The organism is Dryocola mayonis (assembly GCF_051307045.1).
Taxonomy (GTDB): domain Bacteria; phylum Pseudomonadota; class Gammaproteobacteria; order Enterobacterales; family Enterobacteriaceae; genus Dryocola.
Genome location: NZ_CP150452.1, coordinates 3,332,853 through 3,347,444, shown reverse-complemented (window position 1 = coordinate 3,347,444; position 14,592 = coordinate 3,332,853). Strand labels below are relative to the sequence as shown.

Here is a 14,592-nt window from a genome sequence, read left to right as displayed (position 1 = left end):
AATGTTTGTGGCGCCCATACTGTTCGGGTATACTACTTTCCCGTCCTGGTTATTCCATCGTCTTTAAACCTAACTTCTCAGGTTCAGCATGACAACGAACTATATTTTTGTGACCGGCGGGGTCGTTTCCTCTCTGGGTAAAGGCATTGCCGCAGCCTCCCTCGCAGCTATTCTCGAAGCCCGTGGCCTCAACGTCTCCATCATGAAGCTCGATCCGTACATCAACGTCGATCCGGGCACCATGAGCCCTATTCAACATGGGGAAGTGTTCGTTACCGAAGACGGCGCTGAAACCGATCTGGATTTGGGTCACTACGAGCGTTTCATTCGCAACAAAATGACGCGTCGTAACAACTTCACTACGGGCCGTATCTACTCAGAAGTGCTGCGTAAAGAACGCCGCGGCGACTATCTGGGCGCCACCGTTCAGGTTATTCCGCACATCACCAACGCTATCAAAGAACGCATCCTTGAAGGCGGCGAAGGCTACGATGTGGTGCTGGTTGAAATCGGCGGCACCGTAGGCGATATCGAATCCCTGCCGTTCCTCGAAGCGATTCGCCAGATGGCGGTTGAAGTGGGCCGTGAGCACACGCTCTATATGCACCTGACGCTGGTGCCGTACATGGCCGCAGCCGGCGAAGTGAAAACCAAGCCGACGCAGCACTCCGTTAAAGAACTGCTTTCCATCGGTATTCAGCCGGACGTGCTGATTTGCCGCTCTGACCGCGTGGTTCCGGCCAACGAGCGCGCGAAAATTGCATTGTTCTGTAACGTCCCGGAGAAAGCGGTTATTTCTCTGAAAGACGTCGATTCTATCTATAAAATTCCAGGCCTGTTGAAATCACAGGGGCTGGACGATTATATTTGTAAACGATTCAGCTTAAACGTTCCCGAAGCTAACCTGAGCGAATGGGAACAGGTTATCTACGAAGAAGCGAATCCAACGGGCGAAGTCACCATCGGTATGGTCGGCAAGTACATTGAGCTGCCGGACGCCTACAAATCCGTGATTGAAGCGCTAAAACACGGCGGCCTGAAAAACCGTCTGACCGTCAACATCAAGCTGATTGATTCGCAGGATGTTGAGACGCGCGGCGATGAGCTGCTCAAGGGCCTGGACGCTATCCTGATCCCTGGCGGTTTCGGCTACCGCGGCGTGGAAGGCAAAATCGCCACCGCGCGCTACGCCCGTGAAAACAACATCCCGTACTTAGGTATTTGCCTGGGTATGCAGGTGGCGCTGATTGAATTTGCACGAAATGTGGCAGGAATGGCGAACGCCAACTCCACCGAATTTGTGCCAGACTGTAAGTACCCGGTGGTCGCCTTAATCACCGAGTGGCGTGACGAAGAAGGCAACGTTGAAGTTCGTACCGAGAAGAGCGATCTGGGTGGCACCATGCGTCTTGGTGGCCAACAGTGTCAGCTGACCGACGATACCCTGGTACGCCAGATGTACGGCGAGCCGACCATCGTTGAACGTCATCGCCACCGCTATGAAGTCAACAACATGTTGCTAAAGCAGATTGAAGCAGCGGGTCTGAAAGTTGCAGGCCGCTCCGGTGACGATCAGCTGGTAGAAATCATCGAGGTGCCAAATCACCCGTGGTTTGTCGCCTGCCAGTTCCACCCGGAATTTACTTCCACCCCGCGTGATGGGCATCCGCTGTTTGCAGGCTTTGTAAAAGCCGCGGGCGAATACCAGAAGCGTCAGGCGAAGTAAGCAGAGTTAGAACGGCAACGCGCGACATTTCGCGCGTTGTTTGTCTGGAGTTTTAGTTTAACTTGTACTGAGGAAAACCTAATGTCCAAAATCGTTAAAGTCATCGGTCGTGAAATCATCGACTCCCGTGGTAACCCGACTGTTGAAGCCGAAGTTCATCTGGAAGGCGGTTTCGTAGGTATGGCTGCGGCACCATCAGGTGCTTCTACTGGTTCCCGCGAAGCGCTGGAACTGCGCGATGGCGACAAATCTCGTTTCATGGGTAAAGGCGTCACTAAAGCCGTTGCCGCTGTAAACGGCCCAATCGCTCAGGCGGTTATGGGTAAAGATGCGAAAGACCAGGCTAACATCGACAAGATCATGATTGATCTTGATGGTACCGAAAACAAATCCAACTTCGGTGCGAACGCCATCCTGGCCGTTTCTCTTGCCGCTGCTAAAGCTGCCGCTGCCTCTAAAGGGCCTGCCGCTGTACGCGCACATCGCTGAACTGAACGGTACTCCGGGCAAATACTCTATGCCACTGCCTATGATGAACATCATCAACGGCGGCGAGCATGCCGACAACAACGTCGACATCCAGGAGTTCATGATCCAGCCTGTTGGCGCTAAAACGCTGAAAGAAGCGATTCGTATCGGTTCTGAAGTGTTCCACAACCTGGCTAAAGTGCTGAAAGCTAAAGGCATGAGCACCGCTGTTGGCGACGAAGGCGGCTACGCGCCTAACCTGGGTTCCAACGCAGAAGCGCTGGCTGTTATCGCTGAAGCGGTTAAAGCTGCAGGCTACGAGCTGGGTAAAGACGTTACTCTGGCTATGGACTGCGCGGCTTCCGAATTCTACAAAGACGGTAAATACGTTCTGGCTGGCGAAGGCAACAAAGCTTTCACCTCTGAAGAATTCACCCACTTCCTGGAAGATCTGACCAAACAGTACCCAATCGTTTCTATCGAAGACGGTCTGGACGAGTCCGACTGGAATGGCTTCGCATACCAGACTAAAGTTCTGGGCGACAAAATCCAGCTGGTTGGTGATGACCTGTTCGTAACCAACACCAAGATCCTGAAAGAAGGCATCGAAAAAGGCATCGCTAACTCCATCCTGATCAAATTCAACCAGATCGGTTCTCTGACCGAAACTCTGGCTGCGATCAAAATGGCGAAAGACGCAGGCTACACCGCGGTTATCTCTCACCGTTCCGGCGAAACCGAAGACGCTACCATCGCCGACCTGGCCGTAGGTACCGCTGCAGGCCAGATCAAAACTGGTTCTATGAGCCGTTCTGACCGCGTTGCTAAATACAACCAGCTGATTCGTATCGAAGAAGCGCTGGGCGATGCAGCACCGTTCAACGGTCTGAAAGAAGTTAAAGGCCAGTAATTTCTTACTGTCGCTTTATATTCTGCTAAAACCCGCGCGAGCGGGTTTTTTTATGCCTGAAATCCGGGCTGGCCGGGGATTTTCCGCCCGCTTTTAGATCAGCAGCGGTAACGTCGCGCTTGCGGTTTGCTGGCTTGCGGCGGTATAGCTGCCGTCATGGGAAACCAGCTCCCCGATCAGCACCTCCACCAGCAGCATGGCGCCGACTTTGGCGTTCAGCGAGCCTGCGCTAAGCGGGCCTTCCGGTTTGGCCGCCACCAGCAGCAGATCGGCCAGATCGGCCAGCGGGCTGCGAAGCGTATTGCTCAGCAGCAGCACGCGCGCCCTGCGCTTTTTGGCAAGCTTCACTACGTGCAGCAGATCTTTCGTCGAGCCGGAGCTGGAGATCGCCACCACCAGATCGCGTTCGCCGAGCGTGGCGGCATTCATCGCCGCACGGTGCATATCGCTGAAAAGCTGGGCCGATTTGCCCAGCCGCAGCAGCTTATAGTGCAGGTAGTCGCCCATTATGGCGCTGGCGGCCACGCCGTAAATCTGTACGGATGTCGATTCGTGGAGCGCGAGGCCCGCCTGCATAAGCACATCGCGATTGATAAGCTTCCCGGTGTCCCGCAGCGCCTGCACGGACTCTTCCACCAGCTCGTCAATGCTGTCTTCGCTGGCCGCAGCGGCGGGCTGGTTTTGCTGAATATCCAGCGCCAGCGCCATTTTGAACTCGGTGTAGCCTTTGCAGCTTAAATGACGGCACAGGCGAGTGACGCTTGCCTCGCTGGTTTCGCTTTCCCGCGCCAGCTCGGTAATCGTCAGATACAGCACCTTCTGCGGCTGGGTAAGGATGAAATCCCCCAGTTTTTGCAGCGTCGGGCTATAGCCCGGCAGCCCCTGACGCAGGTGCAGCAATATATTTTCATTTTCCGTCATCGAACCCATCCCGCTTCCTCATTAAAACTGCGCCTAGTGTGGCGGAAAGCCCCGGCGCTGTGCCAGCAGATTCGATTAAATGTGATCTCGATCGTAATGATGATGGAAATTTTCAGTCCAGTTTGTTTATTGTGGTAAAAATTTTCACCACAACAAAAGGGCGGGGAGAAAATTTATGTCAGTATTTAGCGGAGCATCATCAGGGGTCTGGTTCGAGAAAGCCCAGCGCTTTGGAAAATCCTTTATGCTGCCGGTGGCGGTGTTGCCCGCGGCGGGTTTGCTGCTGGGCATCGGCGGCGCGTTGTCCAACCCCAACACCATCACGGCCTATCCGTTCCTTGACGTCGCCTGGCTGCAGGGCATTTTCACCATCATGGCGAGCGCCGGATCTATTGTGTTTGCCAACCTGGCGGTGCTGTTTGCGGTGGGCGTCGCGGTAGGGCTGGCGAAGGGCGATAAGGGCACCGCCGGACTGGCCTCGCTGCTGGCCTATCTGGTGATGAACGCAACCATCAACGCCTTGCTGACGTTAAGCGGCGCGCTGGCGGCAACGAACCCGGGCGCGGTGGGGCAGGGCATGGCCCTTGGCACCCAGACGCTGGAGACCGGCGTGTTCGGCGGCGTGGTCATCGGCCTGGTCACCTCCCTGCTGCATAACAGGTACAACAAAATCGCCCTGCCGCAGTTTCTCGGCTTCTTTGGCGGGTCGCGTTTTATTCCTATCGTCAGCTCGCTTGCGGCCATCGTGGTCGGCGCGGTGATGACCGTCGTCTGGCCGCATTTCCAGAAGCTGATTTTCGGCATGGGCGGGCTGGTGGACGCCACCGGTTACTTCGGCACCTTTATCTACGGCTTTGTGCTGCGCATGCTCGGCCCGTTCGGCCTGCACCATATTTTCTATCTGCCGTTCTGGACCACCGCGCTTGGCGGCACTGAGATGATCAACGGCCAGCTGGTCGAAGGCACGCAGCGCATCTTCTTCGCCCAGCTTGCCGATCCCAACACCCGGCAGTTCTACGTCGGCACCTCAAGATTTATGTCCGGGCGCTTTATCACCATGATGTTTGGCCTGCTTGGCGCCTGTCTTGCGATGTATCACACCGCCAGGCCGGAAAACCGCAGACGCGTAGCCGGGCTGCTAATTTCCGCGGCGCTGACCTCGTTTTTAACCGGTATCACCGAGCCGATTGAGTTCTCGTTCCTGTTTATCGCGCCGGTGCTGTATGTGATTCACGCGGTATTCGACGGGCTGGCCTTTATGCTGGCGCATATGCTGCACATCACCATCGGGCAGACCTTCTCCGGCGGTTTTATCGACTTCATCCTGTTCGGCGTGCTGCAGGGCGAGGCGAAAACCAACTGGATGTTTGTGCCGCTGGTCGGTATCCCGTGGTTCTTCCTTTATTACTTCACCTTCCGTTTCGTTATCACGCGCTTCAACTTTAAAACGCCCGGCCGCGAAGAGGTTACGGCGCAGAGCGCGCAGATGGCCGTGGGCGAACGTCCCCAGCAGGTCGTCGTCGCCCTGGGCGGCAAAGAGAACATTGTCGAGCTGGACTGCTGCGCCACACGGCTGCGCGTCACGCTGCACGACGGTACGCTTCTCGACGAAGCTTTGCTCAAAGAAACCGGCGCAAGAGCGGTTATCCGCCGCGGGAACGGCGTTCAGGTTATTTACGGTCCGCACGTCACCATTATCAAAAATGAAGTAGAGGAGATTCTCGCCCCATGAAACCTTCCATGTTGTCGCAAATTGAGGGAAAACTCATCGTCTCCTGCCAGGCGCTGGATAACGAACCGCTGCACAGCCCGTTTATTATGTCGCGCATGGCGCTGGCCGCGGCTCAGGGCGGGGCGTCGGCTATCCGCGCCAACAGCCTGATCGACGTAAAAACCATTGGCGAAATCGTGGATTTACCCATTATCGCCATTATTAAACGCGACTATCCGGGCAGCGATGTTTACATCACGCCGACCCTCAAAGAGGTGGATGAATTAATGGCGGCGGAACCGGCGATGATCGCTATGGACGCCACGAGCCACCGGCGTCCGGGCGATCTTGAGCTGCGCGCGCTGGTCGAAGCGGTTCGCAAGCGTTATCCAGAACTGCTGCTGATGGCGGATATCGCCACGGTCGAGGAGGCGCGCTACGCCGCAGAGATCGGTTTTGACTGCGTTGGCACCACGCTGCACGGCTACACCACGGAAACCAAAGGGCAAATACTGGCGGATAACGACTGTCAGTTTCTGCGCGACGTCGTGGCCGCGGTTAAGGCGCCGGTGATTGCGGAAGGCAATGTGGAAACGCCTGAAATGGCGGCGCGCTGTCTGGCGCTGGGCGCTCATGCGGTGGTGGTCGGCGGGGCGATAACCCGCCCGCAGCAGATTACCCGCCGCTTCGTAAACGCCATGGTTACGCCTGCGTAATCATGGCGGTGAGCGGCTTGATCGCCCCCCGATTGAGCCGCTCACCCCTTTAAACATGATCTCGGCACCGAGTTCTGCGATAATTAATCTTTACGCCTATTACAGAGATGATTATGCAGTACCCGATTAACGAGATGTTCCAGACCCTGCAAGGGGAGGGCTATTTTACTGGTGTGCCCGCCATCTTTATTCGCCTGCAGGGGTGCCCGGTGGGCTGCGCCTGGTGCGATACCAAACACACCTGGGATAAACTCGCGGATCGTGAAGTCTCTCTGTTCAGCATTCTGGCCAAAACCAAAGAGAGCGATAAATGGGGCGCGGCAAGTCCGGAAGATTTGCTGGCGGTGATGCAGCGCCAGGGCTATACCGCCCGCCACGTAGTCATCACCGGCGGCGAGCCCTGTATTCACGATCTGCATCCTTTAACGACGCTGCTGGAGCACCACGGCTTTAGCTGCCAGATTGAAACCAGCGGCACGCACGAGGTGCGCTGCACGGCAACGACCTGGGTAACGGTTTCGCCGAAGGTGAATATGCGCGGCGGCTACGATGTGCTTTCTCAGGCGCTGGAGCGCGCGGATGAAATCAAACATCCTGTCGGGCGTATGCGGGACATTGAAGCCTTAGATGAGCTGCTGGCGACGCTCAGCGATGATAAAAGCCGTATTATCGCGCTGCAGCCGATCAGCCAGAAAGAAGACGCGACCCGCCTGTGCATTGAAACCTGCATCGCCCGCAACTGGCGGCTTTCGATGCAGACGCATAAGTATCTGAATATCGCTTAAAACAAAAAAGGCACCCCGGGGTGCCTTTCTTTTCAGCATGCGGACGGCAAGCGTAGCGCCACCCGACATCGCCGTGAAATTAACCTTTGTACACGCATCCGGCGGTACAGGTTTCTTTTACCATCACCGCGGAAAGCAGGGGCACAACCGGTTTCATCTGCTCCCAAATCCATTTCGCCAGCACCTCGCTGGTTGGATTCTCAAGGCCTGGAATATCGTTCAGATAGTAGTGATCCAGCCTGTCGTAGGTCGGCTTAAACGCGGCTTTAAGCTCGGAGAAATCCATAATCCAGCCCGTATACGGATCGACCTCGCCGGTGATTTCCAGGCGCACCATAAACGAGTGGCCGTGCAGGCGGGCCGCACTTATGACCTTCCGGCACGTGCGGCAGGCGGTGAGCGGCTTCGAAGGTAAAATCTTTAAACAGGGTGGTTGCCATTATTGCAGTCTCAGTAGGGCGAAAAACCGCCGCATAGTACCGGAATCCACTATTTTACGCATTAACTAAAACTATCATCTTTGCTTAATCGCCGCCGAACAAGGCTTTTACAGGATAAATGCATTTAATATCAAATGGTTATTTAATCGTTTTTAATGTTATGCATTACCCGAAAAAGCGGTTAGTCATTTTGGTTATTTGTTATTTCCATCCCTTCTTTAATTGTTATTATCCCGCTGGTTAACCTTACGCTATCAATGCTTTTTACCGTTGAATGATGAAAACGGACCTTTTGCTACTGGAACCCAATCAAGCATGACAACTCAGGCCCCACCGACCGCTTTGCTGCCGCTTACCCCGGAGCAACTGGCACGCCTCCAGGCGGCGACAACCGACTTCTCGCAGACCCAACTGGCCTGGCTATCCGGCTATTTCTGGGGAATGATTAATCAACAGCCGGGCGCGGTTGTGACGCAGACGCCCGCGGCTGAAGCGCCGGTTATCACGTTGATTTCCGCCTCCCAGACCGGCAACGCGCGCCGCGTTAGCGAACAGCTGCGTGACGATCTGCTGGCGGCAAAGCTGAACGTCAACCTGGTCAACGCGGGCGACTATAAATTCAAACAAATCGCGCAGGAAAAGCTGCTGGTCGTTGTGACTTCGACCCAGGGTGAAGGCGAGCCGCCGGAAGAAGCGGTGGCGCTGCACAAGTTCCTGTTCTCGAAAAAAGCGCCAAAGCTTACCGACACCGCCTTTGCCGTGTTCAGCCTTGGCGATACCTCCTACGAGTTTTTCTGCCAGTCCGGCAAGGACTTCGATTCTAAACTCGCGGAGCTGGGCGGCGTTCGCCTGCTGGATCGCGTGGATGCGGACGTGGAGTTCCAGCCTGCCGCTCAGGAGTGGCGCGGCAAAATCGTTGAGGTGCTGAAAACCCGCATACCTGCGGAAACGCCGGCCCAGGCGGCGCTAACCGCAACCGGCGTGGTGAACGAGGTCTTCACCAGCCCCTATAGCAAAGAAGCGCCGCTGACGGCGACGCTTGCGGTTAACCAGAAAATTACCGGCCGCGATTCTGAAAAAGACGTGCGCCATATCGAAATCGACCTCGGCGATTCCGGCCTGCGCTACCAGCCAGGCGATGCGCTGGGCGTCTGGTATCAAAACGATCCCGCTTTGGTAAAAGAGCTGGTGGAGCTGCTGTGGCTGAAAGGCGACGAAAGCGTAACGGTCGACGGCAAAACGCAGCCGCTGAGCGAAGCGCTGCGGTGGCATTTCGAGCTGACGGTCAACACGACCACTATCGTCGAGAAATATGCCCAGCTCACCCGCAGCTCGGCGCTGCTGGATCTGGCGGGCGATAAAGCCAAACTGCAGCATTTCGCCCAGAACACGCCGATTGTCGATATGGTGCGCTACGCCCCGGCTGAGCTGACGGCTGAACAGCTCATTGAGCTGCTGCGTCCGCTGACGCCGCGCCTGTACTCCATCGCCTCCTCGCAGGCCGAGGCCGAAAGCGAAGTGCATATCACCGTCGGCGTGGTGCGTTACGAAATCGAAGGCCGCGCCCGCACCGGCGGCGCTTCCGGCTTCCTGGCCGACAGGCTGGAAGAAGACGGCGAAGTGCGCGTGTTCATTGAGCATAACGACAACTTCCGCCTGCCAGCCAACCCGGAAACGCCGGTCATTATGATTGGCCCCGGCACCGGCATCGCGCCGTTCCGCGCCTTTATGCAGCAGCGTGAAAACGATGGCGCCACCGGTAAAAACTGGCTGTTCTTCGGCAACCCGCACTTTACCGAAGACTTCCTGTATCAGGTGGAGTGGCAGCGCTACGTCAAAGACGGCCTGCTGACGAATATCGACCTCGCCTGGTCCCGCGACCAGCAACATAAAATATACGTACAAGATAAACTGCGCGAAAAAGGCGCGGAGCTGTGGAGCTGGATTAACGAAGGCGCCCACATTTATGTCTGCGGCGACGCCAATCGTATGGCGAAAGACGTTGAGCAGGCGTTACTGGAAGTGGTAGCCGAATTCGGTGGCATGGATACCGAGTCGGCCGATGAATTTTTAAGTGAGCTGCGCATTGAGCGCCGTTATCAGCGAGATGTCTACTAATGAGCGAAAAACACCCTGGGCCTTTAGTGGTCGAAGGAAAACTGGCTGACGCCGAGCGCCTGAAGCTTGAAAGCAATTACCTGCGCGGCACCATTAAGGAAGATTTGCAGGACGGGCTGACCGGCGGCTTTCGGGGCGACAACTTCCTGCTGATCCGTTTCCACGGTATGTATCAGCAAGACGATCGCGATATTCGCGCCGAACGCGTCGCGCAGAAGCTTGAGCCGCGCCACGCCATGATGCTGCGCTGCCGCCTGCCGGGCGGCATTATCACCACCCAGCAGTGGCGCGCCATTGATAAATTTGCCGCGGATAAAACCATTTACGGCAGCATCCGCCTGACGAACCGCCAGACCTTCCAGTTCCACGGCATTCTGAAAAAGAACGTGAAGCCGGCGCATGAGATGCTGCACGAGGTTGGGCTGGACGCGCTGGCGACCGCCAACGACGTGAACCGTAACGTGCTGTGTACTTCAAACCCGGTCGAGTCCGAACTGCACCAGGAGGCCTACGAGTGGGCGAAGAAGCTCTCCGAGCATCTGCTGCCGCGCACCCGCGCCTACGCCGAGATCTGGTGGGATCAGGAGAAAGTCGCGACCACCGACGAAGAGCCGATCCTGGGGCCGACCTATCTGCCGCGCAAGTTTAAAACCACGGTGGTGGTGCCGCCGCAAAACGACGTCGATCTGCACGCCAACGACATGAACTTTATCGCCATAGCCAAAGACGGCAAGCTGGTGGGCTTCAACCTGCTGGTGGGCGGCGGCCTGTCTATCGAACACGGCAACAAAGCGACCTACGCCCGTACCGCGAGCGAGTTTGGCTATATCCCTGTTGAGCACACGCTGGCGGTGGCGGAAGCCGTCGTCACCACGCAGCGCGACTGGGGCAACCGTACCGATCGTAAAAACGCGAAGACCAAATACACCCTTGAGCGCGTTGGCGTCGACGTGTTCAAAGCGGAAGTTGAGCGTCGCGCGGGCATTAAATTCGAGCCGATCCGTCCTTACGAATTCACCGGCCGCGGCGATCGTATCGGCTGGGTAAAAGGCATCGACGACAAATGGCACCTGACGCTGTTTATCGAAAACGGCCGTATTCTGGATTATCCGGGCCGTCCGTTGAAAACCGGCCTGCTGGAGATCGCGAAGATCCACAAAGGCGATTTCCGTCTGACCGCCAATCAGAACCTGATCGTGGCGGGCGTGCCGTCAGGCGAAAAGGCAAAAATCGAGAAGCTCGCCAAAGACCACGGGCTGATGAACGCGGTGAAGCCCCAGCGTGAAAACTCCATGGCCTGCGTGGCGTTCCCGACCTGTCCGCTGGCGATGGCCGAAGCAGAACGCTTCCTGCCGCAGTTTGTGACTAAGGTTGAAGACGTGCTGGAGAAGCACAACGTGCCGGATGAGCATATCGTGACGCGCGTGACCGGCTGCCCGAACGGCTGCGGCCGCGCGATGCTGGCGGAAATCGGCCTGGTGGGCAAGGCGCCCGGGCGCTACAACCTGCATATCGGCGGTAACCGCATCGGCACGCGGATTCCGCGCATGTACCGCGAAAATATTACCGAGCCGGAGATTCTGGCTTCGATAGATGAACTGGTGGGCCGCTGGGCGAAAGAGCGCGAAGAGAATGAAGGCTTCGGCGATTTCACCATCCGCGCCGGGATTATCCGTCCGGTGCTCGATCCGGCCCGGGATCTTTGGGATTAACAACATAACGGCGGACGGCGCTTTGCCTGCCCGCCCTGCGACGAGGGTGGATAAGCGTCGGCGCCATCCACCACTTGTTCATCAACAAGCGAGGCATCTATGTCCGTACTCGATCTAAAAGCGCTGAATGAGTTACCGAAGGTCGAACGCGTGATGGCGCTGGCCGAGGCCAACGCTCGGCTTGAAAAGCTCAGCGCCCAGGAGCGCGTGGGCTGGGCGCTGGAAAACCTGCCCGGCGAGTTTGTGCTGTCCTCAAGTTTCGGCATCCAGGCAGCGGTGAGTCTGCATCTGGTCACCCGGCAGCGCCCGGATATTCCGGTGATCCTTACCGATACCGGCTACCTGTTCCCGGAAACCTATCAGTTTATCGACGAGCTGACGGAGAAGCTGAAGCTGAACCTGAAGGTCTTCAGCGCCAGGGAAAGCGCGGCGTGGCAGGAGGCGCGCTACGGCAAGCTGTGGGAGCAGGGCGTTGAGGGCATCGAGAAGTACAACGAGATCAACAAAGTTGAGCCGATGAACCGCGCGCTGCAGGAGCTGGGCGGACAGAGCTGGTTTGCGGGCCTGCGCCGCGAGCAGTCCGGCAGCCGGGCGAACCTGCCGGTGCTGGCGATTCAGCGCGGCGTATTTAAAATTTTGCCGATCATCGACTGGGATAACCGCAAGGTTTACCAGTATCTCACCGAGCACGGTCTGAAATACCATCCGCTGTGGGATCAGGGCTATCTGTCGGTAGGCGATACCCACACCACGCGGAAGTGGGAGCCGGGCATGGCGGAAGAAGAAACGCGCTTCTTTGGCCTGAAGCGCGAATGCGGCCTGCACGAGTAAGCTTCTTTATTCCCCGCCTGCGCGGGGAATATTATTTCCCTGCACGCGCCAGCTCTTTTATCAGCGGCAGCATTACGCGCACCACGTCGTGGCTGCGTTTCTCAATGCGTCCCGGCAGCCGTTTATCCAGATACTGCTGGTTGTCGAGCAGCGCATAATGCCAGCTCGAACCCTGCGGGAAGGCTTTGCTTTTCGCACGCTGCTGGTAGCCGTCTTTATTGCCCAGCGACCAGTTGGTCGCCTCCACGGACAGCACGGGAATGCCCGCTTTATCAAAAGGCTCGGCGTCGTTACAGCAGCCGGTGCCTTTCGGGTATTTTGCATTTAGTCCCGGATTCATCGCGGCCTGGATGCCCAGCTGACGAGCAAGCTTCAGCGCCCGGTCGCGGGTGAGCTTGCGCACCGCCGCAGGCGTGTTTTTACCGCTGTTAAAATAGAGCTTATCTCCGGTGATCAGGTTATCGAGGTTAATCACCAGCAGGGTGTTTTTCTTTTCGCTCTCGCTCATGCGCTTGAGGATATTTTCCGCGCCGAGTGAGCCAATCTCTTCGCCGCTGGTGGCGATAAAACGGATACCGTAGCGCGTCGGCACCGTTTTCAGGCGCTGCGCCAGCTCCAGCATAACGCCAAGGCCCGAGGCGTTATCATCCACGCCCTGAAGCGTCAGCCCGCCGAGATTATCGTTTACGTCGTTATCCGTTAACGGCGTATAGGTATCCAGATGCGCCATGATAACGATCTGCTGCGGAACGCTTCCCTCCCGGGCGGCGATCACCTGGCTTGCGCTGACGTTGTGCCAGTTCTGGTGGCCGTCCTTGGTGGTGTACAGATAGCGCGTGTTAAAGCGGCGAATGTCGCTGTGATAGCCATAAAGAGCGAACTGCTGCTGGAGATAATCCGCGGCTAACATCTCGGCCGGGCTGCCGGTCATGCGCCCGGGAAAAACGGTGGCGATGTGACGAGTCTGCAAATTAGCGGTTTCACCCAAATGCGCGGGAGCGGCATAAGCGGTAAAGGTGAAACCTACGCCAAGCGCCAGGCAAAGGGCACAGCGGCGCAATGCGGAAAACATAATGAGTCCTTTTTATTTTCAGTAATTTTTTGCCTGCGTAGTATGAAACTGTGATCGGGGTTACACAATTCCAAATCGTCCTAAACGCCCGATAAATAGTCCGTTAAGCACATTTTGTGATTTGCAAATCCATGCCGTTATTCCTTTACGGAACTAGTCATTCCAATTCGTAATTTCATAAGAAATATACCCGCGTCTTATAGTCCCCCTTTAATTTCATTTAAACGGCAGGGCCACGACCCGCCGTGCCAATCGCAGCTTTAAGGGAAGGTTATGGACCAAAAACGACTCACTCACCTGCGGCAACTGGAGGCTGAAAGCATCCATATTATCCGCGAGGTCGCAGCCGAATTTGCAAATCCGGTGATGATGTATTCGATCGGCAAAGACTCCTCGGTGATGTTGCATTTGGCCCGTAAGGCCTTCTATCCGGGGACGCTGCCGTTCCCGCTGCTGCATGTGGATACCGGCTGGAAATTCCGCGAGATGTACGAATTCCGTGACCGTACCGCGAAGAATTACGGTTTTGAGCTGCTGGTGCATAAAAACCCGGAAGGCGTGGCGATGGGCATCAACCCCTTTGTCCACGGCAGCGCCAAACACACCGACATCATGAAAACCGAAGGCCTGAAGCAGGCGCTGAGCAAGTACGGCTTTGATGCGGCTTTCGGCGGCGCGCGGCGCGACGAAGAAAAATCCCGCGCCAAGGAGCGTATCTATTCGTTCCGCGACCGTTTCCACCGCTGGGACCCGAAAAACCAGCGTCCCGAGCTGTGGCATAACTACAACGGCCAGATTAACAAAGGCGAAAGCATCCGCGTGTTCCCCCTCTCCAACTGGACCGAGCTGGATATCTGGCAGTATATCTACCTGGAAAATATCGAGATAGTGCCTCTGTACCTTGCCGCGCCGCGTCCGGTGCTGGAGCGTGACGGCATGCTGCTGATGGTTGACGACGACCGCATTGACCTGCAGCCGGGCGAAGTTATCGAGCAGAAAATGGTGCGTTTCCGCACGCTGGGCTGCTGGCCGCTGACCGGCGCCGTCGAATCCGAAGCGCAAACGCTGCCGGAAATCATCGAAGAGATGCTGGTTTCCACCACCAGCGAGCGTCAGGGACGAGCGATCGACCGCGATCAGGCCGGCTCGATGGAACTGAAAAAGCGTCAAGGGTACTTCTGA

At 56.7% G+C, this 14,592-nt stretch carries 10 protein-coding genes and 2 pseudogenes; 9 read left to right on the top strand and 3 right to left on the bottom strand.

Features of this window, described 5'->3' with window-relative positions; all coding sequences use genetic code 11:
• Positions 1–88: 88 nt before the first annotated feature.
• Complete coding sequence (gene pyrG, locus WLO32_RS16200) at positions 89–1,726, top strand: glutamine hydrolyzing CTP synthase (RefSeq protein ID WP_435946029.1); 1,638 nt, start codon at positions 89–91, stop codon at positions 1,724–1,726.
• Positions 1,727–1,807: 81 nt separating this feature from the next.
• Positions 1,808–3,104 (top strand): annotated as a pseudogene (eno, locus tag WLO32_RS16195) (phosphopyruvate hydratase).
• A gap of 93 nt (positions 3,105–3,197) precedes the next feature.
• Here the strand turns inward: eno and WLO32_RS16190 are convergent.
• Positions 3,198–4,025: a MurR/RpiR family transcriptional regulator gene (locus WLO32_RS16190; protein WP_435948323.1), complete on the bottom strand. Its 828-nt coding sequence runs from the start codon at positions 4,023–4,025 to the stop codon at positions 3,198–3,200.
• Positions 4,026–4,200: 175 nt separating this feature from the next.
• Between WLO32_RS16190 and WLO32_RS16185 the strand changes: the two genes are divergently transcribed.
• The 3 genes from WLO32_RS16185 (at position 4,201) to queE (ending at position 7,237) form a co-directional block, all read left to right on the top strand.
• Positions 4,201–5,757, top strand: coding sequence for a PTS transporter subunit EIIC (locus tag WLO32_RS16185; protein WP_435946027.1), 1,557 nt, complete (start codon positions 4,201–4,203; stop codon positions 5,755–5,757).
• Positions 5,754–6,452: an N-acetylmannosamine-6-phosphate 2-epimerase gene (locus WLO32_RS16180; RefSeq protein WP_435946025.1), complete on the top strand. Its 699-nt coding sequence runs from the start codon at positions 5,754–5,756 to the stop codon at positions 6,450–6,452. Before WLO32_RS16185 ends, WLO32_RS16180 begins: the two co-directional genes overlap by 4 nt.
• A 113-nt stretch (positions 6,453–6,565) precedes the next feature.
• Complete coding sequence (queE, locus tag WLO32_RS16175; protein ID WP_435946023.1) at positions 6,566–7,237, top strand: 7-carboxy-7-deazaguanine synthase QueE; 672 nt, start codon at positions 6,566–6,568, stop codon at positions 7,235–7,237.
• 79 nt (positions 7,238–7,316) lie between these two features.
• Here queE and queD read toward each other — a convergent pair.
• Positions 7,317–7,677 (bottom strand): annotated as a pseudogene (gene queD / locus WLO32_RS16170) (6-carboxytetrahydropterin synthase QueD).
• A gap of 315 nt (positions 7,678–7,992) precedes the next feature.
• Here queD and cysJ point away from each other — a divergent pair.
• The 3 genes from cysJ to cysH all read left to right on the top strand — a co-directional run bounded on the left by cysJ (position 7,993) and on the right by cysH (position 12,338).
• Positions 7,993–9,795, top strand: coding sequence for an NADPH-dependent assimilatory sulfite reductase flavoprotein subunit (gene cysJ, locus WLO32_RS16165; protein WP_435946021.1), 1,803 nt, complete (start codon positions 7,993–7,995; stop codon positions 9,793–9,795).
• Positions 9,795–11,507: an assimilatory sulfite reductase (NADPH) hemoprotein subunit gene (gene cysI / locus WLO32_RS16160; RefSeq protein ID WP_435946019.1), complete on the top strand. Its 1,713-nt coding sequence runs from the start codon at positions 9,795–9,797 to the stop codon at positions 11,505–11,507. Before cysJ ends, cysI begins: the two co-directional genes overlap by 1 nt.
• A gap of 99 nt (positions 11,508–11,606) precedes the next feature.
• Positions 11,607–12,338: a phosphoadenosine phosphosulfate reductase gene (cysH, locus tag WLO32_RS16155; RefSeq protein WP_435946017.1), complete on the top strand. Its 732-nt coding sequence runs from the start codon at positions 11,607–11,609 to the stop codon at positions 12,336–12,338.
• Positions 12,339–12,369: 31 nt separating this feature from the next.
• Here cysH and WLO32_RS16150 read toward each other — a convergent pair whose 3' ends face one another.
• On the bottom strand, positions 12,370–13,410 hold the full coding sequence (locus tag WLO32_RS16150; RefSeq protein ID WP_435946016.1) for an aminopeptidase: 1,041 nt from the start codon (positions 13,408–13,410) through the stop codon (positions 12,370–12,372).
• Positions 13,411–13,683: 273 nt separating this feature from the next.
• Between WLO32_RS16150 and cysD the strand changes: the two genes are divergently transcribed.
• Complete coding sequence (cysD, locus tag WLO32_RS16145) at positions 13,684–14,592, top strand: sulfate adenylyltransferase subunit CysD (protein ID WP_121264132.1); 909 nt, start codon at positions 13,684–13,686, stop codon at positions 14,590–14,592.